A 26,360-nucleotide genomic window follows, 5' to 3' on the forward strand; every position below is an offset into this window, starting at 1 on the left:
TCAAGCTCGGGCACGAATCGGCCCGATCTTCCGCCTTTTTCCTTGCGATGGGTCAATGTGCGAGGCGCACGCGCCATGCATCATCCGCGCCGGACAAACATGGTGAAGGGATAAAGATCATGCCGAGCAAGATGATGAAGGCGGCGGTGGTGCGCGAATTCGGCAAGCCGCTCGCAATCGAATGCGTGCCAGTCCCTGTCCCAGGCGCGGGCGAAATTCTGGTGGAGGTCGTCGCCTGCGGCGTATGCCATACCGATCTGCATGCCGCAGAGGGCGATTGGCCAATCAAGCCAATGCCTCCGTTCATCCCCGGGCACGAAGCAGCCGGCATTGTCGCCGCCCTCGGTCCCGGCGTCACCGAATTCAAGGAAGGCGATGCTGTCGGCGTTGCCTGGCTGCATGATGCATGCCTGCGTTGCGAATATTGCGAAACCGGCTGGGAAACCCTTTGCGAGCACCAGCACAATACCGGCTACAGCTGCAACGGCGGCTTTGCCGAATATGTCATCGCCTCGGCCGCCTTCGCCGCCCGCCTGCCCGCCCGTGTCGATTTCGCCGAGATCGCGCCGATCCTCTGCGCCGGCGTGACGACTTACAAGGGACTGAAGGAAACCGAGGCGCGGCCCGGTGAGTGGGTGGCGATTTCAGGCGTCGGCGGCCTCGGCCATGTCGCGATCCAATATGCCAAGGCCATGGGTCTCAAGGTCATCGCCCTTGATATCGCAGCCGCCAAGCTCGAACTCGCCCGCCATGTCGGCGCCGATCTCGCGCTGAACGCGCTTTCCGAGGATACGCTGGAGACGGTGCTGAAGGCGACGAGCGGCGGCGCGCATGGCGTTCTTGTCACCGCCGTCTCGCCACCGGCCTTCTCCCAGGCTCTCGGCATGGTGCGTCGCAAGGGTACCGTCAGCCTCGTCGGTTTGCCGCCGGGCAATTTTCCGACACCGATCTTCGATGTCGTGCTGAAGCGCATCACAGTCCGCGGTTCGATCGTCGGAACGCGCCGCGACCTCGACGAAGCGCTTGCCTTTGCCGCGGACGGCCGGATCCGGGCCGAGATCGGCAAGGTGCCGCTCGACGACGTCAACGATATTTTCGCCGGCCTTAAGGCGGGAACGATCGAGGGCCGCATGGTGCTCGATATCGCAGGACAGGCATCCGCAGCGGCGGAGCAGTCCGCCGCATAGCCTGCCCGTAGCCGCGGCTTTTCCTGCAGGGGGGCCGCGGGGACGTTCGCAAAAGACTGCGGCGGATGTCCGCATTTTTGTCAGCGCCGCAGCTCATCTTTGACGTCATGCGGGCCACGCCATCGGCGGATGCGCCTCGACCGTTTCGCCAGCGCCATGGCCTTGGCTTCGCCGGCCTCTGTGATCGGTTCCGCGGCCTTACCGGTATCGACAATGCGATCCGGGCGCCGCCAGTTCCGAAGCCGGTTCTCGAACACCGTACCCGGAGCCTCAATGCGACAGCAGGACAGGCAGGGTGATGTTGGTCAGCACGGCCCGCGTGGCACCGCCGAGCACGAATTCACGCAGGCGCGAATGGCCGAAGCCGCCCATGACGAGAAGGTCCGCCCGCATTTCGCAGGCCTTGCTCTGCAATACTTCTCCGACCGGCTCGCCGCGGGCGCGCAGCCGTGATGCCTCCGCCTTCACGCCGCTCTTGAGCATATTCTCGATGAGATAATCGCCTGACTCGTATGTCACCGGCTTCTCGTCCATGACGGAGAGCAGGAAGACCTTGGACGCCCGCTCCAGGAAGGCCGAGGCGTCGTGGGCGGCCCGCGCGGCGGCGCGGCTGCCGTCCCAGGCGATGGCGATGTGATCCATCCGGCCGCCGAAAGGCGCGGGCGGATAAAGGATGAGCGGCCGACCGGATCCGAACAGCACCGCCTCGACGATCGGACGGGACAGTGCCGCCAGTTCCAGAAGCACGAGATCGTAGGCGCGCGCGGCTTCTGCCAGCGCTTCGACGACGAAGGGCTCCTCAACCTTGATCTCGCGCGTACGCAGGTCGACGGAAGCTGCCTTTGCCTCGTCCACTGCCTTCTGCGTCAGCACCGAAGCGCGCTTGCGGCTTAGCGCTCCGGCCTCCCGCGCCATCTGTGCCGCATCGATGATCAGCGAGGACAGCGTATTGGAGACGTGGGGAATGGTAATCTCGACCGCACAGACCGTCAGCGTCGCCTGCATGTGACGCGCAAGGGCGACGGCGTTGGCGACCATGAATTCCGATGTCGCATCCGGATAGGTGAGGAGTGGAAGAAAGATATGGCGTTTCATGGTGTACTCCACAGCAGAGAGTGGGTGTCTGATACCCATACTCTGGCGCTCTGCCGGAATTGCGCATTGATATGCCTCAAATCGAACGTCTCGCAAGCACGCATTGACGCGGATCAATGCAGCATTCCCCGACGGCCGTAGAGTGACCGCCACTGTTCGATAACCGACTGTCGGTCGGTTGAATGGACTGGCAGAGGCCGGCATGGGCCGCCCGTTCCCGGGAAGCGATCGGTGAAGCACGAAGATCTGGAAGACAAACTGAAAACCGCGAAAGCGGACCTGCAACGCCGGCTGTCGGCGATCGACGCCGATCTCGGCACCGCGCTGGACCCGGATAGCGAAGATCGCGTTACCCAGCTCGAAAACGATCAGGTGCTGATGGAAATGCGAAGGGAAGCGGGTGCGCAAATCCAGCTGATTGACGCAGCCCTTGAGCGTCTGAAACACGGGACGTTCGGACGCTGTGTCAGCTGTCTCGCCCCCATCGAGACCGCCCGACTGGATGCTATTCCCTACACGCCCTACTGCGCGACCTGTGCTCGCCTGGCGGATGAGAGGCGTTCCTCTTAGGCTGGACAGGGAGCGCCGCCGACTCATGCTGGTTCCTCCTGTCACGACTTCGATGCTTAAGCCCTCAGCCGGGCATGATCGATCCAAGGCGAAATTGCTCTTTATCAATGCGCGAAATGAGCGTTGGCCTAGAGTGACTCCTCGATCAGTCGAGAGGAGCGTCTCATGTCATTGGGTTTACGGGAATTCACGCTGGCTGAATGCTATGCCATGCTGGAAGAAGCACGATTTGGGCATCTGGCCTGCTGCAAAGACGGCCAACCATATGTCGTGCCGATCTATTTCTCTTACGAAAAAGGCGTCGCATACTGTTTTTCGATGCCCGGCCGCAAACTGGAATGGATGCGGGAAAACCACAAGGTCTGCCTTCAGGTGGATAAGCGCGTGGGCAGAGGCTGGACGAGCGTCATCGCCGAAGGAAAGTTTGAGGAATTTCCCGATACGGAAATCTGGCGCGGCGAACGCCACCACGCCTGGGAAATGTTGCAGAAGCACTCTGATTGGTGGGAAGTCGGTTCGCTCAAGCCGAAAGAGCTTCCGGTGCTCGTCGAATCTCCGCACATCTTCTTTGGAATCCTTGTCCGGAAACTGTCAGGCCGCGCCGCTTTTGCCATCGACTAGAGCTTTTCCCGGCTCGTGGGCCGAACAGCTCCACCCCGGCTTGACCTTCGTCAAAGCGAGACTGATTTAGACCTTATAAGCTGCTTCTTCACATAAGGGTGGCCGTGGACTTGCGATATGGAATTTCAGCGAGCGGAGGCCTATCATCGGTTTGGAGGCTTTAGATGCTTTCGACAGAGCGAGATTTAAAGCGGGGCGGTGAGCGCTTTCCCATTCCTTCGCAAGGCGAAGTCGAAGGCAGGCTTTTGATGTTCGAAGTGGTTGCCGTCACCTGCCTGCAGGAGCTTCTCGCAAAAACGGATCCGCATCTGGTTTTCAGGCTTCGCCGAAAGCTCATTCGCAATCTGAAGGAGAGGTGCTCGCCGTTGAAGCTCTGTGCAGACGACGAAAAGGCAGCAAAGGAGTTCGCGCTGCAGCTGTTCAGCGCCGCTCTGGAAGCGGCAGAAGCCGGGGTGCGAACCGGTAGCCAAAATCCGCAGAAGACCCGCTAGGAGCAACTGCTCCCTCTCATCCTCGCCCTACAATCACGAGCGCCGCTGTGGGTGGAATGGGGCCGTCGATCCCTGGCAAATGATCAATCCCTTCGAGCTGTGGATGCTGACCATATTCGTGGCAGCGGTTTCATTTGCGGGCTATGTGACGATCAAGCTCAGCGACGCCAGGGCCGGACTGCTGCTGACGGTGCCTGCGGCGGTATCGTCTCCTCGACGGCCCTGACACTTTCCTTCGCTCGTCAATCGAAGCAGATGTCGGCGCTATCGCCGCTGCTTTCGGCTGGAGCGATGCTGGCGGGGGCCGTATCCTTGAGCCGGGTGCTATTGATCTGCAGCGTCATCGCACCACCAGCGGTGCTGATGGAGCTTGCGGCATTCCTCGGACCGGCTGCCGCCGTGCTCGCCATCGGCGGCGGCCTCGCCGGCTTCTCGCCGCGCTCCGACGACGGTCCCGACTTTTCACCGAAAAATCCGTTGGAGGTGATGGTCGTTTTGCGCTTTGCTCTTCTGCTCGCCGTCATGACCATCGTGACGCGCGCGGCGTTGGCATATTTCGGAACGCAGTCGCTGGTTGCCGTCGCCTTCATCACGGGCCTGGGCGATCTTGACGCGATAACCCTGTCGATCGCGAAGCTCCCGTCGTCAAACGTGCCGGCGGATGCGGCCGCGCATGCGATCACTGTCGCCGCCTTCGCCAATCTTCTTGCGAAAACCGTTCTCGCGGCGATCGCGGGAAGCTTGAGCTATGTGGTTCGGCTGGGAGTCGTGAGCGGTATTGCCACGCTCGCCGGCGTTGCCGGCTTGTTGCTGACCTAAGCGCGTCGCATCAAATTTAATTCATGCGAGGCGCTTTACTCTTTTACCACTGCTCGAAACTTTCTTAGCCGAGGTCGCTCAAGAACTCATCCGTCTCCATGAGTTCCAGCTGGACAGAAAATCGATCGTGCAGCAGTTCCAGCGACGCGTCATAAGTGTCGTCGGCGCTGCTGCAGACGGCGTCCTTCAGCACGATGACGCGATAGGCAAGATCGATGGCGCCAAGCGTCGTGGCGAGCACGCAGACATCCGTTTCCCCGCCGGTGATCACAAGGGTGTCGACCCGCTCCGACTGAAGAGTCTTATGGAGGCGGCCGTCGATCCAGGGCGAATAGGTGCGTTTGTCGAAGTATCGCGCCGGCGGAACAAGCGAGGCCAGGGAGGTAGCCAGGTCGACGAGCTCAGGCGGGAGGTGCTCGCCCGTCATCATCCACCATTTCTGGTAATAGTCGCGCCATTTTCCCGGCATCGCATCCGGATGCTGGGGCGGGACGAAGCGGGTAAAAATCGTCCGGGACGGATGCCGGCCAGCAAGCTCCTCGATCTGTGGAGAGATCCGAACCATCCAGGGCACGTGCCATGGGGTTTCTTCCGCAAACATGCGCTGCATGTCGACGCAAAGGTGCCGCCACTCGCCGATCCCGCCCATCAGATCCTCCATTCATCTTCGGGCGTCAACCGCTGCCCGGAACGAAAGTTCCCGAGTGGTGAAAGATCGAAGGCTCTCAAGCATGTCGCGCGAAACTGGGCAGCAGTATTGCGCAAAACAAGATCTAAGGGAGCGAATCTGAAAGATTGCGACGCGCTTTTAGGCAATGGCTCCCGATGTGATCGTCCGTGATCCGCCGCCGCTCTCCGATTTGACGAAGCCGTCGATTTCGCGGAGAGGAACTGGTTTGGAGAAGAAATAGCCTTGGAGATCGGTGCAGCCGAGGGCGGTCAGAAAGTCGCGTTGATATTCGGTTTCAACCCCTTCTGCCGTCGTCGAGATGCCGAGATTACGGCTGAGAGTGACGATCGCGCCGATGATGGCCGCACCGTTGGCTTTTGCGCCGAGCTGGGAGACGAAGGAACGATCGATCTTGATGCGGTCGATGTCGAAACGCACCAGATGGCTGAGGCATGAGAAGCCGGTCCCGAAATCATCGAGGGAAATCTGAATGCCCCGGCTGCGCAGTGATTTCAGTACCGTATAGACATCCGAATTATCCTCGATGAGCGAGGACTCGGTGAGTTCGAGCTCGAGGCGGGATGGCGGCAGGCCGGTCTCTTCAAGCACGGCGAAGACTTCCTCGGCGAAATTTGGTCTTCTTAGCTGGGCCGGTGACACGTTGACCGCCACAAAGGTGTCTTCAGGCCATGTGCAGGCGGCCTTGCAGGCTTCGCGCAAGACCCAGAAACCGAGGGCGTCGATGAGACCGCCCTCTTCGGCTGCGGGGATGAAGCTCGCGGGGGTAAGCAGTCCGCGCTGACTGTGACGCCAGCGCACGAGAGCCTCCGCGCCGGAAGCCGAATATCCGCCCTCGGCGCGATGCACCGTCTGGTAATAGACCTCGAGCGATCCGAAATCCGGCTTGCTGCCGCCCGGGCGAGGTTGGGGACTGCCAGCGGAGGGGGCCGTGCCTTTGGTCAGAACTTCGCGCAATTCGTTCTTGAGAATGTCGCGCGCATTTCTGCCGCCGTCCATGGACGGGGAATAGACGCGCCACTGGCCTCTCCCGCCCATCTTTGCCTCGTAAAGTGCGACGTCGGCATAACGCATGACGTCATCGGCATTTCGCCCGGCATCCGGCACGATGGTGACGCCGATCGAACCGCCGACCCGGGCGACCGCTTCGCCCCTCAGAAGTGGGAAGGGCCTGCCAAGTTCAGCAACGATCGCGTCGCATATGGACAGCAGGATTTGGTCGTCATCCTTGATGTCCCGCAGAAGCAGGGCAAATTCGTCGCCCCCGAGCCGGGCGAGCGTGTCATCAGGGCGAAGGACGGACCGAATTCGCTCGGCGGCCATCCTGATGAGTTCATCACCGGCGGCATGGCCGAACGTGTCGTTCACCGCTTTGAAGCGGTCGAGGTCGAGAAGTGCGACGGCCGAGCGCTCGGTCGAATGCCGCGTATCGGTCAGGCACTCCTCGAACCGTATGGCGAACAGGGCGCGGTTGGGAAGGTCGGTCAGCACGTCATGCAAGGCAAGCTGCCTTGCATGCAGCTCGCTTCTCTTCAATTCGCCGAGACTGCTCCGCAGCCGCACAAGCAGCACCGAAAACAGCACGGCGATCACCAGGGCGGCAATCGAAAGCGCCGGCATCAATCGGCCGATCACCCGCGAACCTGGAAGATCGGGTCGCCATACGATGAAGCCGATCGGTTCACCATTTGCCGTCGCGTCGATTTGGAACGCGACCTCATTTTCGTCGGCATCGGCCGTGCGGGCAAAGCGCGCGCCGTTGAGGCCCTGCTGCCGGCTCAACTCGTCTAGGGCCGCACCATCGAGAAACCGCACGACGATCAGGAATTGCCGCTTCGGCTGCGGCTGTCCGTCGCGAGCTTCGTTGATGGTGACGATGCCGACGATCGTCGGCCGGCCTTCCAACCGCATCAGATTGGCCAGCGCATGGTTGGGGCGAACCGCGCTCGCCCGACGGCTCTCCAGCGAGGATGGCATTCGGTCGCTGAACGTCGGAGTGTGGTGTGCCGTAAGACGGCTATCCCTGAGGAGCGGCAAAAACAGAGGCTTCATCCAGCGATAGCGTTTTTCCGTTTTCGCGTCGGTCAGCATGCTCAGCTGAGCCTTCTCGTCGACGACAAAGGCCTGATCGTATCCGAAGGCGGACATTGCGGTTTCGCTGATTGCGCTGCCGGCCGCCCCGGTCAGAACCGTATCGAGGCTGGAGGAAACACCTGCCGAACGGGACGCGGGATAAACGCGGGCGAGATAGCCGTTGCCGAACTGACCGATGACATGGGCGACCTGATCGACCTGTTCGCGCAGGCGCGCATTTACCAGCTGACGCTGGCGATCAAGGGCCGCAGCGTCGCTTTCGGCTCCCGCCCAGAGCGCCGATAGCACGACGAGTCCAATTGCTCCGAGCCCGCTGATGGCGATCAGAAAGAGAATTCTTCCCGAAGCGATCCAGGACTTCTGGAACGTGTTGGAGCTGGATGGAACAACTATGTGCAAGCCTGGACCCCTGGACACCACGTACGGGCGCATTCGTCAACGCTAACAAATAAGCGTTCACGTAGAATTAAAGGCTGCGGCGCACTATAGGGCGATCGATCACGCCCAGGGGGTTTTGGCGATGTTGCGAATATCCATTCAGACTTTATTGCGCGGCGCGCTGATGGTGGGCGGGTTGGGTGTCGTTTTGGCGGCGGTCTCGACGCTGCCGGTGGTCGCGCAAGAGCGAATGCCGATGAGAGTTGCCGTCGAAGGTGCGTTTCCGCCCTTCAACTATCTCGATGCGAATAACAAACTTCAGGGTTTCGACATCGATATTGCCAATGCCCTTTGCGAGACCGGCAAGTTCGAATGCCAATTCATCATCGAGAAGTGGGACGACATGATCCCCGATCTCATTGCCGAAAAATACGACGCGATCATTTCATCGATGTCGATGAGCCTGGAGCGGCGCCAGAAGGTCGCTTTCACCGAGAAATACTACAACAGCCCGTCAGTGTTCATCGCGCGGAAGGATTCGCCGATCACTGACATCAGTCCCGCCGCCCTCAATGGCAAAAAGCTCGGAGTGACGTCGTCGACGGCGCAGGAATCTTATGCCAACCATTTCTATCCCGACATGAAAAAGACGGTATTCCGGTCGTCGCCGGAATTGTACAAGGGCCTGTCGGATGGGCGCGTCGACATTATCCTGGAGGATAAGCTAGCCATTTACGACTGGATCGCCAATACGAAGGCGGGAACCTGCTGCGCGTTCAAGGGGCCGGATCTGGTCGACGTCACTTATTTTGGCGAAGGTGCCGGGATTGCGGTGCGTCTGGACGACAAGGAGCGCCTTGCACGCCTGAACGAGGCGTTGAAGACGATCAAGGAAGACGGGACTTATGACATGATCAATGCCAAGTATTTCCCGTTCAGCATCCAGTAGCCGGCAACAGAATTTTCGTGACTGCTGCGAGATGGCCGGTGTTCCCGGCCATCTCCGTTTTGAGCAAAAGCGCGCTGCGGCACACTCTTGCGCGATATTTGTCGTCAGGCGGCTTTCGCGACCTCTCCATGCGGGTCGAGAACAAATTTCGTCGCCGCGCCATGGTCGAAGCTCTCATATCCCTGGACGGCTTCGTCGAGCGGGATGACTTTGGCGTTGACGATGTCGGCGATCGGCAAGCGGTCGTGGAGGATCGCCTGCATGAGCTGGCGATTATATTTGAGCACCGGCGTCTGGCCAGTGTGGAAGGATTGCGCCTTGGCCCAGCCGAGGCCGAAGCGAAGCGAAAGATTACCGTGTTTGGCGGCGTTGTCGACGGCACCGGGATCCTCGGTGACGTAGAGGCCGGGAATGCCGATCGACCCTGCGGCGCGGGTGATCTCCATCATCTGGTTGAGCACGATCGCCGGCTGTTCGCCGCCCGAATGGCCGCGTGCCTCGAAGCCGACCGCGTCGATGGCGCTGTCCACCTCGTTGCTGCCGACGACCTCAGCGATCATGTCGCCGAGACGATCGCTCTTGGAGAGATCGATCGGTTCGAAACCGACCTTGGCCGCATGCGCCAGGCGGTCCTTGTTGAAATCACCGATCATGACGACGGCGGCGCCGAGGATGCGAGCCGAAGCCGCAGCCGCAAGACCGACGGGGCCGGCGCCGGCGATGTAGACGGTCGAGCCGACGCCGACGCCGGCGCGCACTGCGCCATGAAAGCCGGTCGGCAGAATATCAGAGAGCATGGTGAGATCGCGGATCTTCGCCATTGCCTTGTCGCGATCCGGGATTTTCAGCAGGTTGAAATCGGCATAGGGGATGGTGACATAGCGTGCCTGGCCGCCGATCCAGCCGCCCATGTCGACATAGCCATAGGCGCCACCGGCGCGGGCCGGGTTCACGGTCAGGCAGACGCCGGTGTCCTGGGACTTGCAGCACCGGCAACGGCCGCATGCGACATTGAACGGCACCGAGACGATATCGCCGATGTCGAGCATTTCGACGTCGATCCCTTTCTCGATGATCTCGCCGGTGATTTCGTGACCGAGGACCAAGCCCGGCATCGCCGTCGTGCGGCCGCGGACCATGTGCTGGTCGGAGCCGCAGATGTTGGTCGAGATCACTTTCAGGATGACGCCGTGTTCGATGCGGCGGCCGTCGGGCGCTTCCAGCTTCGGGTCGTCGATGTCGCGAACTTCAACCTTGCCCGGCCTCAGATAGACGACGCCTCTATTCTTGCTCATGGATTCCTCCCATTTGTTGAGTGCCTCGATCTGCAGCGGATGCAGTCGATGGCAATGCTTTCCTCCGGCCTGCCTCCTCTGCAGTCCGGTATTCACACGCCGCATCGGGCGATGTTCGAATTTCGCAGATAGCGGGGACAGACTGGATCGAGGAGAGAGTGAGTACGATAGGGGCTGGCCCGTCGTGCCGCTCTCGTCATCGCCCGCCGCAATCCGTAGATCTGCTGCGAAAAGAGCTGATTTAGGGCTACAGAACCTCCTTTCGATCCATCTGGATATCTTTCCGGATAACTATCCGGTCGTTCCTGAGGATTTCAGTCCTTACCACCGTGGCGGCGTGCCGGCGGCCTGCCTGCCTACTTCATGTCGCTCGCTTGCGCGGCAGCGCCGTGAACGTGACAAGAAAACCATGCCTGACGAAAAACAGAGCCCGAAAAAACGACACGGGTGCCCCTCAAGACGACAATCGGCAAAGTCGTCATCTCCGCCGGTAATCAGATTCTGTCGGCCAGGGCAGATGCCGTTTCCAATCGTGATTGGACATCGGCTGCGTCCTGAGCCACGCTGTTTTTGGGAGCGGACCGTCTATTTTTCCGAAGATAGGAGGCCGGAATGGAACAGTATGCACTGGAGCAGCTGAAAACAGTTGCGAAGATCAGCACGAGTATAAAGCCCCTTGAACTGACGCGGCGCGAACGCATTGAACGCTGGGCCGAATGTCTCGATCGCAGCCCCAGACCGTTTTTGAAGACGCTTCACGAGACGGAGTATCAGCCGATCGCAGATCGGCTTGCCCTGCGGGGTGACGATACCCCGATCTCCGTTGCGTTCGCTGATCCCATTCTGCGGGCGGCCGGAATGGAAAATGACAGCTATGGAGAAGCCAAACGGTTTTTCGAACTCAGCGACGAACAGTTGCACGAGCTTGTCTGCTTCTGTCATTTTGGTGAAAGCGTTAGCGCGGCGGCAGTCGCTCGCCGCGTACGAAGGATCGCAGATCCCAGACCAAGCGGGTTTTTCGCTCAGCTTCGTGCGTTCTTTGGCTAAAAGGCCATGACGCTGTAAGACTGGCGTTCGCCGCGACGAAGAGGCCTGCCACGGCAGTCGGCAGGTCATCCGCCTCGGCAAACACGAACAGGACCAGCGCAAAACGGTTGTTCCGGTGGACCGGAGGATGGGCTTCGCGTTTTTCCCAGCAAAACCGCTACGCGCTTTGCTGGAATTGCCCTAAAGCGCGTCGCATCAAATTTGATTGCGACGCGCTTTAGCCCTTTGTTTTTATGGTTGTCCCGGAACCGCGGCACTTCCGGGCGACATGCATTAGCCGTCGTAAGACCGCCGTCCTCGGTTGAAGTCGACCGCGGTATGCCAGAACACGGCGCCGAGGATGATCGCGCCGCCGAAATAGGTGGCGACGGGCGGCTGTTCTGAAAATAGCAGCCAGACCCAGAAGGGCGTCAGCACGATTTCCATCGTGCCGATCAGTGCCGCCTCGGCCGGCGGCATCCGCTTTGCCCCGGCGAGGAAGAGCACCAGCGCGAGGGAGAAATTGGTGGCGCCGAAGGCGGCGAGGACGATCCAGTTGTGCAGGTCGAGGGAGCCGACCGAGCTGAAAGGCGCGAAGATGACGAGGGTCAGGAAGGCGCTGACGACGGTCGGCGGCAGGCTCGGCACGCCGGGATCGGTGCGCGGAATGATGATGACGAGCGCGAAGGACGCGGTCATGCCGAGCGCCAGCAGATCGCCCCAGCCGGTGCCGCCGCCGATCGAGGAGGCGACGATGACGCCGACGCCGAAGAGGGACACGGCGCCGGCAATCATCGTCCGCCTGGCAACCCTCTCCTTGAGGATGAGCCAGCCGAACAGAGCCGCGATGAAGGGCGTGGTCGCATAGATCATCGTCACATTGGCGACGGTGGTCATGTAGAGCGCCCCGATGAAGCATCCCTGACTGAAAGTCTGGCATGCGATCATCGCAAGACCGGACGGATGGAAGACGGAACGCCATTGCCGCCGCGAGATGCCCCCTTCGAGGAAAAGGCAGGGGATCAGCAGGAACAGGCCGCCGAACAACGACCGCCAGGCGATCGCCGTCCATACGTCGGTCGTGAGCAGCCGCGAGTAAACGCCGCTCGCACTCCAGGCGAGTGTCGCGGCAACGATGAGAAGCACACCCTTCTCATGCTCGCTGCCTGCGAGGCGTGCAGTCGGATTTTCAATGGTCACGCAGAGATTCTCAAAGAAGGAAGTCGAACGCCGCTCATTTCTGCGCCACGAATTGACATTAGACAAACGAATAGTAGTGATAGCTATCATCGATTTTTTCTATGGCTGCCAATGCAAGAACCGATCGAAAGCGACCTTCTCAGAACCTTCCTTATTGTCGCCGAGACGTCGAACTTTTCGGCGGCCGCGCAGCGCATCGGGCGGACGCAATCTGCCATCAGCACCCAGATCAAGAGGCTCGAGGCAACAATCGGCGAAACTCTTTTTGAGCGCGGCGCCCGCGGCGTGGTGCTGACGCGTCAGGGTATCCAGCTCGTGCCCTATGCCCGCAGGGTCATCGATCTCCTGAACGAGGCGGCCGCGACGATCCGCAGCAAGCCGCTCGACGGCCCGGTGCGCATCGGAATCCCCGAGGAATACAGCCAGACGGTGCTGCCGGCGGCGCTTGCGGCTTTCGCGGTTCGCCATCCGGCAGTCGAAGTCACCGTCTCCTGCGATTATACGGTCCGCAACCTCGCAGCCCTGGAACGGGACGAACTCGATCTCGCCGTCGTATTCGACTGGAGCGATCAGAACAAGGGCGAGGTTCTCTGCGTCGATCCGACCGTCTGGGTCACGTCGATGGTGCATCGGCTGCATGACATTGATCCCCTGCCGGTTGCGACCTACCGCAACTCCACCTGGTCGCGCGATTTTGCGCTGCGCTCGTTGGAGAAGATCGGCCGCAGCTACAGGATCGCTTTCATCGCCGATACCGGTTCGGGGCTGAAGAATGCCGTGACCGCCGGCCTTGCCGTCACGACGCTTTCCCGCAGCAGCATTCCGCCCGGCTGCCGCGAATTGACCGCCGAGGATGGCTTTCCGCCAGTCGATTCCTCGAAGGTCGTACTGCGCCGCAATAGTTTCCGCTCCAGCGAGGCCGTGCGGGAATTGGCCGAAATGCTGCGGGACGCATTCCAGCCTATGTCGGTGCCGATGATATGACGCGGCGGTGCAAGCGGCGCCGCGTCTCCGACGGGCTTTCGGAAAAACTCGCCCGGTAGCTTCTCGCAAAGGCCGAGGCCGAATTGAAGCCGGTCGCTGCCGCGATGTCGGCGAAGGAGGCCGTCGTCTCGATCACCTTGCGTCGCGCCGTGTTCAGCCGCAGCGCTAGATAATGCACATGAGGCGGCGCGCCGATGCTCTGCTGGAAAAGATCCTGCAGATGCCGGGCGCTGATGCCCACCCTCCGGGCGAGCCGCGCCAAAATCAGTGGCTGCTCGATATGCTCCTCCATCAAATGCACCGCCTGCGTCACGCGCGGGTCATGCAGGCGCAGTCCCGCCGACGCGGCGGAAAGCATTTCGTCGGCGTGGAAGGAAGGCTGCTCGTAACGGAACAGCCGGCTGACTTCGAGCGCCAGCGAATAACCCTGCCGCTGCCGGATCACCTCCAGCATCAGGTCGACGGTCGGCAGCGAACCTGATGTCGTCAGCCGCTTGCCGTCGATGACGAAACGATCCTTCACGGCCCTGACCTCGGGATAGGCCAGGGCGAAATCCTCGTAGTCTTCCCAGTGGACGGTCGCCGGCAGTCCGTCGAGCAGGCTTGCTTCGGCGAGCAGCCAGGTGCCGGACTCAATGCCGGCAACGATGGTGCGGTAGCGGGCTGCCTGCGAGAGCTGCATCTTCAGCGCCGGCGTGGCGCTGCGCCGCCAGTTGTAACTGGCCAGCACGAACAGCGGCGTCTCCTCGGTCGTCGCCCGGAAACTTCCCTCAGCCGGGACGGCGATGTTGCTGGTGGTAGGGACCGGCGCTCCGTCCGGCGTCAAGAGCCGCCAGCGATAGAGTTCGCTGCCGGCGATGCGGTTGGCGCCGCGCAGCGGCTCGATGACCGACGCAATCAGGATCAGGTTCGTCTCCGGCAGCACGAGAAGATCGATATCGAGACGTTCCGTCGATCGCTGCAGCAAGGTCGCCTCCCATTGTTCCAATAATGTATCAGCAACTTCCGAAAATGCAAAGCATCTCCGTCGATCCTGCCGCGTAATGCCCGATAAGACGGGGAGAACAAAAATATGCCTCTAGCGATGAATCGCGATGTTTTCATCACCTGTGCCGTCACCGGCGCCGGCGATACGGTTTCCAAATCCAGCCATGTTCCCATCACTCCCAAGCAGATCGCGGATTCCGCGATCGACGCCGCCAAGGCTGGGGCGGCTGTTGTTCATTGCCATGTCCGAGATCCGGAAACGGGGGCCGCCAGCCGCCGCAACGAGCTCTACAGGGAGGTCACCGATCGCATCCGCTCGGCCGATATCGACGTCGTCCTCAATCTGACGGCCGGCATGGGCGGAGATCTGGTTTTCGGCAATGTCGAAAGCCCCCTCCCCGTCAATCAGAAAGGCACTGATATGGCGGGTGCCAGCGAGCGCGTCAGCCATGTCGCCGAATGCCTGCCCGAGATTTGCACGCTCGACTGCGGCACGATGAACTTCAACCTCGGCGACTATGTCATGACCAACACGCCGGCCATGCTGCGGGCCATGGCGAGGAAGATGACGGATCTTGGCGTACGGCCGGAGATCGAGGCGTTCGACACCGGACATCTCTGGTTCGCCAAGCAGCTTGCCGAAGAGGGGCTGATCGAAGACCCGGTGCTGATCCAGCTTTGCATGGGCATTCCATGGGGTGCGCCCGACGATCTCAACACCTTCATGGCAATGGTCAATAACGTGCCTCCGAGCTGGACCTTCTCGGCCTTTTCGATCGGCCGCAACGCCATGGCCTATCCGGCCGCGGCGGTTCTCGCCGGCGGCAACGTCCGTGTCGGCCTGGAGGACAATCTCTTCGTCGGCAAAGGACAGCTCGCCACCAATGCGCAGCTCGTCGAAAAGGCGGTGCAGGTGGTGGAAGGCATGGGCGCGCGCATCATCGGGCCGGAAGATGTGCGCAAGAAGCTGAAGCTGACGAAACGCTGAGGATATCATGACCAAGATCAGCAAGGCGGCCTGTATCGGCGGCGGCGTCATCGGTGGCGGATGGATCGCCCGTTTCCTGCTGGCCGGCATCGACGTCGATGTGTTCGACCCGCATCCGGAAGCCGGCAGAATCGTCGGCGAGGTCATCGCCAATGCCGAAAAAGCCTATGCCATGCTGACCGGCGCGCCTCTGCCGCCGCGCGGCAGGCTCCGTTTCTGCCAGACGCTGGCGGAAGCCGTCACTGACGCCGACTGGATCCAGGAAAGCGTGCCGGAAAGGCTCGATCTCAAGCGCGGCGTGCTGAGCGAGATCGATGCGGCGGCGCGGCCGGATGCGTTGATCGGCTCGTCCACCTCGGGCCTGTTGCCGACCGATCTGCAGCGCGACATGAAGCATCCTGAACGCCTCTTCGTCGCGCACCCTTATAACCCGGTCTATCTGCTGCCGCTCGTCGAAATCGTCGGCGGCGAGAAGACCGCGGCGGCGACCATCCGGGCGGCGATGGAAAGACTGCCGCCGATCGGCATGAAGGGCGTCCACATCGCCAAGGAGATCGAGGCCTTCGTCGGTGACCGGCTGCTCGAAGCGCTCTGGCGCGAGGCGCTCTGGCTCATCCACGACGACATCTGCACCGTCGAGACGCTCGACGACGTCATCCGCTATTCCTTCGGCCTGCGCTGGGCGCAGATGGGCCTGTTCCAGACCTACCGCATCGCCGGCGGCGAGGCCGGCATGCGCCATTTCCTCGCTCAGTTCGGCCCCTGTCTCGCCTGGCCCTGGACCAAGCTCACCGATGTCGTCGACCTCGACGACGCCCTAATTGAAAAGATCGGCCGGCAATCCGACGAACAGGCGGCGGGGATGTCAATCCGCGAACTCGAACGGATCCGCGACGAAAATCTCGTCGGCATCCTGCAGGCGCTGAAGGGTGGTGATGGCGGCAAGGGCTGGGGCGCCGGCAAGCTGCTGAAGGACTTCGAGCAATCGCTTTGGGCGCAAGGCGGAGGCGAGACCATGCCCGCCGATCCTTCGAGGCCGCTGCGGCTTGTCGAAACCAAAGTGAGCCCGGCCTGGGTCGACTATAACGGCCATATGACCGAGCACCGCTATCTGCAGGTCTTCGGCGATACATCCGATGCATTGCTGCGTCTCGTCGGCGTCGACCTTGCCTATGTCGAGGCGGGGCACAGCTATTATACGGTGGAAAGCCATATCCGCCATCTCGGCGAGGCGAAGCTCGGGCAGGCGATCCATTCGGCCTGCCAGATCCTGACCGCCGACGAGAAACGGCTGCATGTCTTTCACACTCTGCACGACACGGCGACGAACGAGCTCATCGCGACCGCCGAGCAGATGTTGCTGCACGTCGACAGCAGGGAAGGCAAAGCAGTGGCGGCACCGGCCGCGGTGCTCGACAGGGTGAAGGTGATTGCCGCGTTCCATGCGGAACTGGCGCTGCCTGAGGGCGCTGGCCGTCACGTCGGCCAGAGGCGGTAGGAGAACGGTATGGATTTCGGTCTCAGCCAGGAACAGGAAATGATCGTCGAGACGGTTCGTGCCTTCGTCGAAACCGAAATCTATCCGCATGAGAACGAGATCGAGCGCAGCGGTATCGTCCCGCCGGAACTTGGCCGCGAGATCCAGCGCAAATGCATCGAGCTCGGTTTTTACGCCTGCAATTTTCCCGAAGAGATCGGCGGCGCCGGCCTCGATCATGTCACCTTCACGCTGGTCGAACGGGAACTCGGGCGCGGCTCGCTGGGTCTGACGGTTTTCTTCGGCCGGCCTTCCGGCATCCTGATGGCCTGCGAGGGCGAGCAGCGCGAACGCTACCTGCTGCCGGCGGTGCGCGGCGAGAAGATCGATGCGCTTGCCATCACCGAGCCCGACGCCGGTTCTGACATGCGCGGCATGAAATGCGCTGCCCGCCGCGATGGCGGCGACTTCGTGCTCAACGGTACGAAACACTTCATCTCGCATGCCGATGTCGCCGATTTCGTGATTGTCTTCGCCGCCACAGGCGAGGAGGAAACGTCGAAAGGCATCAAGAAGAAGATCACCGCCTTTCTCGTCGATCGCGGCACGCCTGGATTCGAGATCCTCAAAGGCTATGATTCCGTTTCGCATCGCGGCTACCATAACTCTACCCTCAGCTTTACCGATTGCCGGATCCCTGAAGCCCAGGTGCTGGGCGAGGTGCATCGCGGCTTCGATATCGCCAATCAATGGCTCTACGGCACACGGCTGACGGTCGCCGCCACCTGCGTCGGCCGGGCGCGGCGCGTCTTCGAGATGGCCCTCCCCTATGCCGCCGAACGCAAGCAGTTCGGCAAGCCGATCGGCGCCAATCAGGGCGTGTCGTTTAAGCTTGCCGATATGATCACCGAGATCGACGCCGCCGACTGGCTGACGCTTGCCGCCGCTTGGCGGATCGATGCCGGCCTTGCCGCGGACCGGCAAATTGCCTCGGCCAAGCTCTATGCCTCTGAAATGCTGGCCCGCGTGACGGATGAAGCGATCCAGATCTTCGGCGGCATGGGCCTGATGGACGACCTGCCGCTTGCCCGCTTCTGGCGCGATGCGCGCGTCGAGCGCATCTGGGACGGCACCTCGGAAATCCAGCGGCACATCATCAGCCGCGATCTGCTGCGGCCCCTGGGAGCGTGAGCCGATGACCCCTCGCCCGCTCGACCGCCTGCTCAGACCGCAAACGATCGCCGTCTTCGGCGGCCGCGAGGCGCGCCGGGTGATCGAGCAGTGCGATCGCATGGGTTTTGCAGGCGAGATCTGGCCTGTTCATCCCAAATTGGACGAGGTGCTCGGGCGGCCCTGCTATCGCTCGCTATCCGATCTGCCACGCGCACCGGACGCCGCCTTCGTCGGCGTCAATCGAACCCTTACCGTCGACATCGTTCATGGCCTTTCGCGCGCCGGCGCCGGCGGCGCGGTTTGTTATGCATCGGGCTTCAGCGAGGCGACGGCGGAGCTTGCCGATGGCGCCGAACTGCAGCAGGCTCTTGTAGCGGCGGCCGGCGACATGCCGATCCTCGGGCCGAACTGCTACGGGCTGATCAACGGCCTCGATGGCGCGCTTCTCTGGCCCGACCAGCACGGCATGAAGCGTATCGAACACGGCGTGGCGATCCTCACGCAGTCTTCCAATATCGCGATCAACCTGACCATGCAGACTCGCGGGCTGCCGATCGCCTATGTGGTCACGGCAGGCAACCAGGCGCAGACATCGCTTGCGGATGTCGCCTGCGCGCTCATGGACGATCCGCGGGTCTCGGCGGTCGGCCTGCACGTCGAAGGTTTCGGCGATCTCTCCGCCCTTGAACGACTGGCCACCATTGCCGGCCGGTTGAAGAAGCCGGTCGTCGTGCTCAAGGTCGGCAGGTCCGAGCAGGCAAGACATGCGGCGGTATCGCACACCGCCTCGCTTGCCGGCAGCGATGCGGTAGCGGACGCCGTGCTCGCTCGCCTCGGTATAGGCCGTGTCCAGAGCCTGCCGGCCTTGCTCGAAACGCTGAAGCTGCTGCATGTCGCCGGTCCTCTCCCCGGCCATTCGATCTCGTCCATGAGTTGCTCCGGCGGCGAGGCTTCGTTGATGGCGGACGCCGCCGTCGGCCGCAAGGTGGAATTCCCGGCCTTGCAGCCGCAGCAATTGCCGCGTCTGCGGCGGGCTCTTGGCGAGATGGTGACGCTCTCCAATCCGCTCGACTACCACACTTTCGTGTGGGGTGATTTCACCCGCCAGACAGAGGCCTTCAGCGCCATGTTTGCAGGCGGTAATGCCCTCAATCTCGTTGTTCTCGATTTCCCGCGGGGCGACCGCTGTGATGCGTCCGAATGGGCGACGACGGCGGATGCGGTCATCGCGGCGACTTCCGCCACCGGCGCGCTGGCCGGTCTTCTCGCGACCCTGCCCGAAAATATGCCGGAGCCGGTCGCCGATCGACTGATGGCCAATGGCATCGTCGCTTTCTCCGGTATCGATGAAGCCATAGCTGCGGCGGAAGTCGCCGCCGGCATTGGCCAAGCTTGGAATAGCCCGCCTCCCCTGCCGCTGCTCGACGTCGCCCCCACGGCCGGCGAAATCGAGACGCTGACGGAGAGCGAGGCGAAGGCCGAGCTTGCCGCCTGCGGCCTCCCTGTTCCCTGGGGGCTGCAGGCTTTTTCTCCCCGCGAAGCCGCCAAGCAGGCCGAACGGCTCGGCTTCCCCGTCGCTCTTAAGGGGCTCGGCATAGCGCACAAGACCGAGGCAGGGGCGGTCGTGCTCAACCTCAGGAGTTCGGAGGCGGTATCGGATGCGGCAGCGGCGATGGCCTGCGATGCCGGTTATCTCGTCGAGAAGATGGTCGGTCCTCCGGTGGCGGAACTCATCGTAGGCGCCACCCGCGATCCCGTCTTCGGATTGTCGCTGACATTGGGAGCGGGCGGAATTTTCGTGGAATTGCTCGAAGATTCCGTCATCCTGCCGCTTCCGACGACGAAAACCGAGATCTATTCTGCGATTTCGCGTCTCAAGATTGCGAAATTGATTCATGGCTATCGCGGCCGGCCAAGGGGCGATCTCGAAGCCGCCGTCGATGCTGTCGCAGCTACGGCAGAATATGTCGTAACGAATGCGGTGCGCCTGGAGGAACTGGACCTTAATCCCTTGATGGTTCTTCCCGAAGGGCTCGGTGTTGTTGCTATTGATGCTCTCATACGGCGAAGGAGGTAGCACGGGTTTGAGCGACCATATTGGCACACGACGTGACGGCGGCGTGCTGGAAGTCGTCATCGACCGGCCGAAGGCGAACGCCATCGACCTTGCGACCAGCCGTGCCATGGGATTGATCTTCCGGGATTTTCGCGACGATCCTGAGTTGCGCGTCGCCATCGTGACGGGCGCCGGCGAAAAATTCTTCTGCGCCGGATGGGATCTCAAGGCGGCTGCGTCAGGCGATGCGGTCGATGGCGATTACGGAGTGGGCGGCTTCGGGGGGCTGCAGGAACTGCGCGACTTGAACAAGCCCGTCATCGCAGCCGTGAACGGCATCTGTTGCGGCGGCGGACTGGAGATAGCGCTTTCGGCCGATCTGATCATCGCCGCAGAGCATGCGAGTTTTGCCCTGCCGGAAATCCGTTCGGGCACGGTCGCCGATGCGGCCTCGATCAAGCTGCCGAAGCGCATTCCCTATCATATCGCCATGGACATGCTTTTGACGGGGCGCTTGCTCGACGTGCACGAGGCGCATCGCTGGGGCTTCGTCAATGAGGTTGTGCCGGCCGAAGGGCTGATGGGGAGAGCCTGGGAACTCGCCCGCCTGCTCGAAAGCGGGCCGCCGCTCGTCTATGCGGCCATCAAGGAAATCGTACGCGAAGCGGAGGGTTCGACGTTCCAGACTGCCATGAACAAAATCACCAAGCGACAGTTTGCGACGGTCGACAGGCTCTATTCGAGCGAAGATCAATTGGAAGGCGCGCGGGCCTTTGCCGAGAAGCGAAGCCCTATTTGGAAAGGAAAGTAAGAGGCGGCGGCAACCGCAGCATTTTCCCGCATGATGCGGGCACCGGAGGTGGAGAGGAAACCGCCTGCCGATCCTGCCCGGAAGTTCTGTCAACGCACCACAAAGAAGGAACAGGGGAATGAACGACTATACCAAATATCTCACAAGCCGCGTCACTGCGGGCGGATTGAGCCGCCGCGAATTCATGGGACGCGCCATGGCGGCCGGCATCACCCTTGCCGTCGCCGACAAGCTGTTCACCGAAAGCGCCGAAGCCGCCGAACCGAAACGCGGCGGCCACCTGAAGCTTGGCCTCGAAGGTGGTGCCGCCACCGATTCCAAGGATCCGGCGAAATTCCTGTCGCAGGTCATGTTCTGCATCGGCCGCTGCTGGGGCGACATGCTGGTCGAATCCGATCCGCTGACGGGTGCCGCCGTTCCGTCGCTTGCCGAATCCTGGGAACCATCGAAGGATGCCGTCACCTGGACCTTCAAGATCCGCAAGGGGGTCAAGTTCCACGATGGCAAGGAACTGACGATCGACGACGTCGTCGCGACGCTGAAGCGTCATACCGATGCGAAGTCGGAATCCGGAGCGCTCGGTGTCCTCGGTTCGATCAAGGAGATCAAGGCCGACGGCGGCAATCTCGTGCTGACGCTCAGCGAAGGCAATGCCGACATGCCGCTGCTGCTGTCGGACTATCATCTGGTCATCCAGCCGAATGGCGGCGTCGACGATCCGCTGGCCTCGATCGGCACGGGCCCGTACAAGCTGACGAGCTTCGAGCCTGGCGTGCGCGCCACCTTCGAGAAGAACAAGGACGACTGGCGCAGCGACCGGGGTTATGTCGACTCGATCGAGATCATCGGCATGAACGACGCGACCGCCCGTATCGCCGCACTGTCGTCCGGCCAGGTGCACTACATCAATCGCGTCGATCCGAAGACCGTCAACCTGTTGAAGCGCGCCCCCAACGTCGAGATCCTCGCGACCGCCGGTCGCGGCCATTACGTCTTCATCATGCATTGCGACAAGGCGCCGTTCGACAACAACGATCTGCGCCTGGCGCTCAAATACGCCATGGACCGCGAGACCATGGTGGAGAAGATCCTCGGCGGCTACGGCAAGGTCGGCAACGACTTCCCGATCAACTCCACCTATGCGCTGTTCCCCGAGGGCATCGAGCAGCGGGTCTACGATCCCGACAAGGCGGCCTTCCACTACAAGAAGTCGGGCCATAGTGGCTCGGTGCTGCTGCGCACCTCCGAAGTCGCCTTCCCCGGCGGCGTCGATGCGGCCGTGCTCTATCAGGAAAGCTGCAAGAAGGCCGGCATCGAGATCGAGGTCAAACGCGAACCGGGCGACGGCTACTGGACCAATGTCTGGAACGTCCAGCCCTTCTCGACGTCTTATTGGGGCGGTCGTCCGACGCAGGACCAGATGTATTCCACCGCCTATCTCTCGACGGCGGACTGGAACGACACCAAGTTCAAGCGTCCCGACTTCGACAAGCTGCTGTTGCAAGCCCGCTCCGAGCTTGATGAAGCCAAACGCAAGGACATGTATCGTACCATGGCTATGATGGTGCGCGATGAAGGCGGCGTGATCCTGCCGATGTTCAACGACTTCGTGAACGCCTCCACCAAGCAGGTGAAGGGCTATGTCCACGATATCGGCAACGACATGTCGAATGGATACGTCGCAACCCGCGTCTGGCTGGACGCCTGATGGCATGGGGCGCAGCGCCCCTCCGATCTCCGACGAAGCTGGGACCGTGGGAAGAAAACCCGCGGTCCTCCCGACGTTTTAGCCAAAGGCACTAGCCATGACCAACCCTGCCCCAAGCAATATCTTGCCGGGCTTGAGGCTCCGACAGCGTTTTCCGTTGCTTGCCCTCATCCTCGAGCGCTTCGTGCTCAGCATCGTCCTGCTTTTTGCGGTTTCCATCCTGATCTTCGGTGGGCTCGAAGCCCTGCCTGGCGATTTTGCCACCACCTATCTCGGCCAGTCGGCAACGCCGCAGGCCGTTGCCAATATCCGCCAGGATCTCGGACTGGACCGGCCGGTGACGACACGTTACGTCGAGTGGCTCGGCAATGCCGTCCAGGGTGACTTCGGCACCTCCTGGGCCAGCAAGAATTCGGTGAGCGAACAGATCGGCAAGCGGCTTGGCAATTCGCTCTTTCTGGCGGGTTTCGCGGCGGTGATTTCGGTGCCGCTCGCTGTTGGACTCGGCATGTTCTCGGTGCATTTCCGCAACCGCATGCCGGATAAGATCATCAATGTGATCTCGCTTGCAGCGATCTCGCTGCCGGAATTCTTCATCGGCTACCTGCTGATCCTCTTCTTCGCTGTCAAGCTCGGCATGGCGACCTTTCCGGCGACCGTTTACGACAGCATGGGCTTCGCCGAGCGGCTGAAGGCGATCGCGCTGCCGACTGCGACCCTCGTGCTTGTCGTGCTCGCGCATATGATGCGCATGACCCGGGCGGCGATCCTCTCCGTCATGTCGTCGGCCTATATGGAGACCGCCGAGCTTAAAGGACTCAGCGCCTTCCGCGCGATCGTCAAGCACGCCGCCCCCAATGCGCTGGCGCCGATCATCAATGTCGTGGCATTGAACCTCGCCTATCTCGTGGTCGGCGTCGTCGTCGTCGAAGTGGTCTTCGTCTATCCCGGCATGGGGCAATATATGGTCGACGCGGTCACGGTGCGCGACATGCCCGTGGTGCAGGCCTGCGGCCTGATCTTCGCGGCCGTTTACATCTTCCTCAACATGATCGCCGACATTCTTGCGATCATTGCCAATCCCCGGCTGAGGCATCCGCGATGAGAGCAAGAGACATTCCCATCACCGCCTGGATCGGCATGGCGGGCATCGCCATCGCCTTCATCTTCGCTGTCTTCGCGCCCTGGATCGCCCCCTACGGAGAGACCCAGGTCGTCGGCGACGTCTGGCAGCTGCCTGACGATAAATACATCTTCGGACTCGATAATCTCGGCCGCGACATCCTTTCGCGGCTGATCTATGGCGCGCGCACGACACTCTTGGTCGCCTCCGCCGCCACCATCATCTCCTTCTCGCTCGGCGTCATTTTGAGCTTCACCGCGGCTGTCTCGCGCGGCATCATCGACACGGTCTTTTCGCGTTTCAACGATTTGATGATGTCGATCCCGACGCTGATCTTCGCACTGGTGGTGCTGGCCGTGCTGCCGCAAAACCTGGTCGTGCTGATCCTCGTCATGGCGATCCTCGATTCCACCCGCGTCTACCGCCTCGGTCGCGCTGTGGCGCTCGATGTCGCGGTGATGGAATTCGTCGAGGCGGCCAAGCTGCGCGGCGAAGGCAAGCTCTGGATCATCTTCCGCGAGATCCTGCCGAACACGCTGTCGCCGCTGCTGGCCGAGTTCGGACTGCGCTTTGCCTTCTCGATCCTCTTCCTCTCGACGTTGTCCTTCCTCGGCCTCGGCATTCAGCCGCCGGCGGCCGACTGGGGCGGCATGGTCAAGGACAATAAGGACGGCATCATCTTCGGTATCTCGGCAGCACTGGTGCCGGGCACGGCGATTGCGACGCTTGCGATCTGCGTCAACCTCGTCGTCGACTGGCTCCTGAAACGCACATCCAGCCTCAAGGGAGGGCGCGGCGATGCCTGAGCTTCTTTCCGTTCGCAATCTCAAAATCGAAGCGACCAGCTATCCGCCCGGTGAAGCGCCCAAGCGGGTAACGATCGTCGACGGTGTTTCTTTCGACCTGCAGAAGGGTAAGGTTCTCGGCCTGATCGGAGAGTCGGGCGCGGGCAAGTCGACGATCGGCCTCTCGGCGCTAGCCTACGGTCGCGGCGGCGCCGAAATCACCGGCGGCGAGGTGCGGCTCGCCGGTACCGATATTCTGGCGCTCGGCAAGAACGGCATCCGCAAAATCCGTGGCGCCCGGGTCTGCTACGTCGCGCAATCGGCTGCCGCCGCCTTCAATCCGGCGCATAGGCTCGGCGATCAGGTGATCGAAGCATCCGTCAAGCATGGGCTAATGAGCGGGGAGGAGGCGCGCAAACGTGCGCTTTATCTCTTCCGTGTCCTCGGCCTGCCCAATCCGGAGACCTTCGGCGAACGTTTTGCCCACCAGGTCTCCGGCGGCCAGTTGCAGCGTGCGATGACAGCGATGGCGCTCTGCTCAAATCCTGAACTCATCGTCTTCGACGAGCCGACCACGGCGCTTGACGTCACCACGCAGATCGACGTGCTGGCGGCGATCAAGCATGCGATCGAGGAGACCCACACGGCAGCCCTCTACATCACCCATGACCTAGCCGTCGTCGCGCAGATTTCGGACGACATCATGGTCCTGCGCCATGGAAAGCAGGTCGAATATGGCAGCGTTCAGCAGATCATTGAAGCGCCGCGACAGGACTATACCCGGGCGCTCGTCAATGTCAGGCAGGCCTATCGCGAGGAAGCGGCCGATCAGTCCACGGCGCTGCTCAAGGTAGAGAATGTCAGCGCCGAATATTCGAACGGCTTCAAGGTGCTGCATGATGTTTCCTTGCACGTCCCAAGGGGTCAGACGCTCGCCGTCGTCGGCGAATCCGGTTCCGGCAAATCGACCTTGGCGCGCGTCATTACCGGGCTCCTGCCGCCGAGCAGCGGGCGCGTCGTCTTTGACGGCAAGCCGCTGATGCCGGCTCTCAAGAGCCGGCCGAACGACGATCTCAGGCGCATCCAGCTGATCTATCAGATGGCCGATACGGCGATGAACCCGCGCCAGACGGTGCGCGACATCATCGGTCGGCCGCTGACCTTCTATTACGGCCTGAGGGGTGGTGCGAAAACCGCACGGGTGAAGGAACTCCTCGACCAGATCGAAATGGGCAACGGCTTCATCGATCGCTACCCGGCCGAATTGTCCGGTGGTCAGAAGCAGCGTGTGGCGATCGCCCGAGCCCTTTCCGCCAAGCCCGAGCTCATCCTCTGCGACGAGCCGACTTCGGCGCTCGATCCGCTGGTGGCGGAGGGTATCCTCAAGCTGCTGCTGCGCCTGCAGCAGGAAGAACAGTTATCCTATGTCTTCATCACTCATGACATTGCCATCGTTCGGGCGATCGCCGACGGCGTGGCGGTGATGCATCGGGGCAAGCTGGTGCGCTTCGGCCCGAAATCGACGGCGCTGTCGCCGCCCTTCGACGATTACACCGACCTGCTGTTGAAATCCGTGCCGGAAATGGAAATCGGCTGGCTGGAACGCGTGCTCGCCACGCGCCGCATGGAAAGCGCGGGTCACTGAAAGACCGGTGACTGAAAGGAATGAGCATGACGTCGCGCGGCTTTACCACCATCGAGAATGAATGGATCACGCTGAAGGATGGCACGCGGCTTGCCGCGCGCATCTGGATGCCCGAGGGCGCCGATCAGGATCCCGTTCCCGCCGTCTTCGAATTCCTGCCCTATCGCAAACGCGACGGCACCAGTCCTCGCGATGAGTCGACCTACCCGG

At 61.7% G+C, this 26,360-nt stretch carries 23 protein-coding genes and 1 pseudogene; 18 read left to right on the top strand and 6 right to left on the bottom strand.

The features are described from left to right. Window positions 1-119: 119 nt before the first annotated feature. Window positions 120-1,187 (top strand): alcohol dehydrogenase AdhP, encoded by a 1,068-nt coding sequence (gene adhP / locus A7X77_RS29665; RefSeq protein ID WP_197486912.1) that lies wholly within the window; start codon window positions 120-122, stop codon window positions 1,185-1,187. Window positions 1,188-1,457: 270 nt separating this feature from the next. On the opposite strand, the gene A7X77_RS29670 is transcribed toward adhP, so the two are convergent. After that, window positions 1,458-2,282, bottom strand: coding sequence for a universal stress protein (locus A7X77_RS29670; RefSeq protein WP_064686398.1), 825 nt, complete (start codon window positions 2,280-2,282; stop codon window positions 1,458-1,460). A 231-nt stretch (window positions 2,283-2,513) separates the two neighbouring features. On the opposite strand from A7X77_RS29670, the gene A7X77_RS29675 reads away from it, so the two are divergent. From A7X77_RS29675 to A7X77_RS29690, 4 genes and pseudogenes are all read left to right on the top strand, one after another. Further along, on the top strand, window positions 2,514-2,852 hold the full coding sequence (locus A7X77_RS29675; RefSeq protein WP_064686399.1) for a TraR/DksA family transcriptional regulator: 339 nt from the start codon (window positions 2,514-2,516) through the stop codon (window positions 2,850-2,852). 165 nt (window positions 2,853-3,017) lie between these two features. Then, window positions 3,018-3,473 carry a pyridoxamine 5'-phosphate oxidase family protein gene (locus A7X77_RS29680; protein WP_064686400.1) on the top strand — a complete coding sequence of 152 codons (456 nt, stop codon included), beginning with the start codon at window positions 3,018-3,020 and terminating at the stop codon, window positions 3,471-3,473. Between the two features lie 164 nt (window positions 3,474-3,637). After that, window positions 3,638-3,964: a hypothetical protein gene (locus A7X77_RS29685; protein ID WP_064686416.1), complete on the top strand. Its 327-nt coding sequence runs from the start codon at window positions 3,638-3,640 to the stop codon at window positions 3,962-3,964. A 55-nt stretch (window positions 3,965-4,019) separates the two neighbouring features. Further along, a pseudogene (locus A7X77_RS29690) lies at window positions 4,020-4,783 on the top strand (DUF4010 domain-containing protein); the annotation flags it as partial. 64 nt (window positions 4,784-4,847) lie between these two features. Here A7X77_RS29690 and A7X77_RS29695 read toward each other — a convergent pair. Next, complete coding sequence (locus A7X77_RS29695; RefSeq protein WP_064686417.1) at window positions 4,848-5,432, bottom strand: cysteine hydrolase family protein; 585 nt, start codon at window positions 5,430-5,432, stop codon at window positions 4,848-4,850. Between the two features lie 159 nt (window positions 5,433-5,591). Further along, a complete protein-coding gene (locus A7X77_RS29700; protein ID WP_064686401.1) occupies window positions 5,592-7,964 on the bottom strand; it encodes a putative bifunctional diguanylate cyclase/phosphodiesterase in 2,373 nt (790 codons plus the stop codon). A 121-nt stretch (window positions 7,965-8,085) separates the two neighbouring features. Here A7X77_RS29700 and A7X77_RS29705 point away from each other — a divergent pair, with 121 nt between their 5' ends. Further along, on the top strand, window positions 8,086-8,892 hold the full coding sequence (locus A7X77_RS29705; RefSeq protein ID WP_064686402.1) for a transporter substrate-binding domain-containing protein: 807 nt from the start codon (window positions 8,086-8,088) through the stop codon (window positions 8,890-8,892). A 104-nt stretch (window positions 8,893-8,996) separates the two neighbouring features. On the opposite strand, the gene fdhA is transcribed toward A7X77_RS29705, so the two are convergent. Beyond that, window positions 8,997-10,187 carry a formaldehyde dehydrogenase, glutathione-independent gene (gene fdhA / locus A7X77_RS29710; RefSeq protein ID WP_004674667.1) on the bottom strand — a complete coding sequence of 397 codons (1,191 nt, stop codon included), beginning with the start codon at window positions 10,185-10,187 and terminating at the stop codon, window positions 8,997-8,999. A gap of 612 nt (window positions 10,188-10,799) precedes the next feature. On the opposite strand from fdhA, the gene A7X77_RS29715 reads away from it, so the two are divergent. Then, a complete protein-coding gene (locus A7X77_RS29715) occupies window positions 10,800-11,234 on the top strand; it encodes a hypothetical protein (protein ID WP_064686403.1) in 435 nt (144 codons plus the stop codon). Window positions 11,235-11,507: 273 nt separating this feature from the next. Here the strand turns inward: A7X77_RS29715 and A7X77_RS29720 are convergent, their stop codons facing one another. Next, complete coding sequence (locus A7X77_RS29720) at window positions 11,508-12,413, bottom strand: DMT family transporter (RefSeq protein WP_064686404.1); 906 nt, start codon at window positions 12,411-12,413, stop codon at window positions 11,508-11,510. 111 nt (window positions 12,414-12,524) lie between these two features. Between A7X77_RS29720 and A7X77_RS29725 the strand changes: the two genes are divergently transcribed. Then, entirely contained in the window at window positions 12,525-13,397 is an 873-nt protein-coding gene (locus A7X77_RS29725; protein ID WP_064686405.1) for a LysR substrate-binding domain-containing protein, read from the top strand. On the opposite strand, the gene A7X77_RS29730 is transcribed toward A7X77_RS29725, so the two are convergent. Further along, the gene (locus A7X77_RS29730; RefSeq protein WP_064686418.1) at window positions 13,375-14,364 is read right to left on the bottom strand and encodes a GlxA family transcriptional regulator; all 990 of its coding nucleotides are present in this window, start codon (window positions 14,362-14,364) and stop codon (window positions 13,375-13,377) included. The two genes, A7X77_RS29725 and A7X77_RS29730, sit on opposite strands and share 23 nt — an antisense overlap. Before the next feature lie 105 nt (window positions 14,365-14,469). Between A7X77_RS29730 and A7X77_RS29735 the strand changes: the two genes are divergently transcribed. From A7X77_RS29735 to A7X77_RS29780, 10 genes are all read left to right on the top strand, one after another. After that, entirely contained in the window at window positions 14,470-15,372 is a 903-nt protein-coding gene (locus A7X77_RS29735; protein ID WP_064686406.1) for a 3-keto-5-aminohexanoate cleavage protein, read from the top strand. Between the two features lie 7 nt (window positions 15,373-15,379). Next, window positions 15,380-16,870 carry a carnitine 3-dehydrogenase gene (locus tag A7X77_RS29740; protein WP_064686407.1) on the top strand — a complete coding sequence of 497 codons (1,491 nt, stop codon included), beginning with the start codon at window positions 15,380-15,382 and terminating at the stop codon, window positions 16,868-16,870. Between the two features lie 9 nt (window positions 16,871-16,879). Further along, complete coding sequence (locus tag A7X77_RS29745; protein ID WP_064686408.1) at window positions 16,880-18,040, top strand: acyl-CoA dehydrogenase family protein; 1,161 nt, start codon at window positions 16,880-16,882, stop codon at window positions 18,038-18,040. A 4-nt stretch (window positions 18,041-18,044) separates the two neighbouring features. Beyond that, the gene (locus A7X77_RS29750) at window positions 18,045-20,099 is read left to right on the top strand and encodes an acetate--CoA ligase family protein (protein WP_064686409.1); all 2,055 of its coding nucleotides are present in this window, start codon (window positions 18,045-18,047) and stop codon (window positions 20,097-20,099) included. A gap of 7 nt (window positions 20,100-20,106) precedes the next feature. Beyond that, window positions 20,107-20,889: a carnitinyl-CoA dehydratase gene (locus A7X77_RS29755; RefSeq protein ID WP_064686410.1), complete on the top strand. Its 783-nt coding sequence runs from the start codon at window positions 20,107-20,109 to the stop codon at window positions 20,887-20,889. A gap of 118 nt (window positions 20,890-21,007) precedes the next feature. Next, window positions 21,008-22,597 carry an ABC transporter substrate-binding protein gene (locus tag A7X77_RS29760; protein ID WP_064686411.1) on the top strand — a complete coding sequence of 530 codons (1,590 nt, stop codon included), beginning with the start codon at window positions 21,008-21,010 and terminating at the stop codon, window positions 22,595-22,597. Between the two features lie 97 nt (window positions 22,598-22,694). After that, a complete protein-coding gene (locus A7X77_RS29765) occupies window positions 22,695-23,702 on the top strand; it encodes an ABC transporter permease (protein ID WP_064686412.1) in 1,008 nt (335 codons plus the stop codon). After that, a complete protein-coding gene (locus A7X77_RS29770) occupies window positions 23,699-24,526 on the top strand; it encodes an ABC transporter permease (RefSeq protein ID WP_040113022.1) in 828 nt (275 codons plus the stop codon). The genes A7X77_RS29765 and A7X77_RS29770 overlap by 4 nt, the downstream gene beginning before the upstream one ends. Next, complete coding sequence (locus tag A7X77_RS29775) at window positions 24,519-26,150, top strand: ABC transporter ATP-binding protein (RefSeq protein WP_064686413.1); 1,632 nt, start codon at window positions 24,519-24,521, stop codon at window positions 26,148-26,150. The genes A7X77_RS29770 and A7X77_RS29775 overlap by 8 nt, the downstream gene beginning before the upstream one ends. 26 nt (window positions 26,151-26,176) lie before the next feature. Next, window positions 26,177-26,360: CocE/NonD family hydrolase (locus A7X77_RS29780; protein WP_156668167.1), on the top strand; the 184-nt coding region annotated here is incomplete at its 3' end.

It is taken from the genome of Rhizobium bangladeshense (assembly GCF_001662075.1).
Taxonomy (GTDB): Bacteria; Pseudomonadota; Alphaproteobacteria; order Rhizobiales; family Rhizobiaceae; genus Rhizobium; species Rhizobium bangladeshense_B.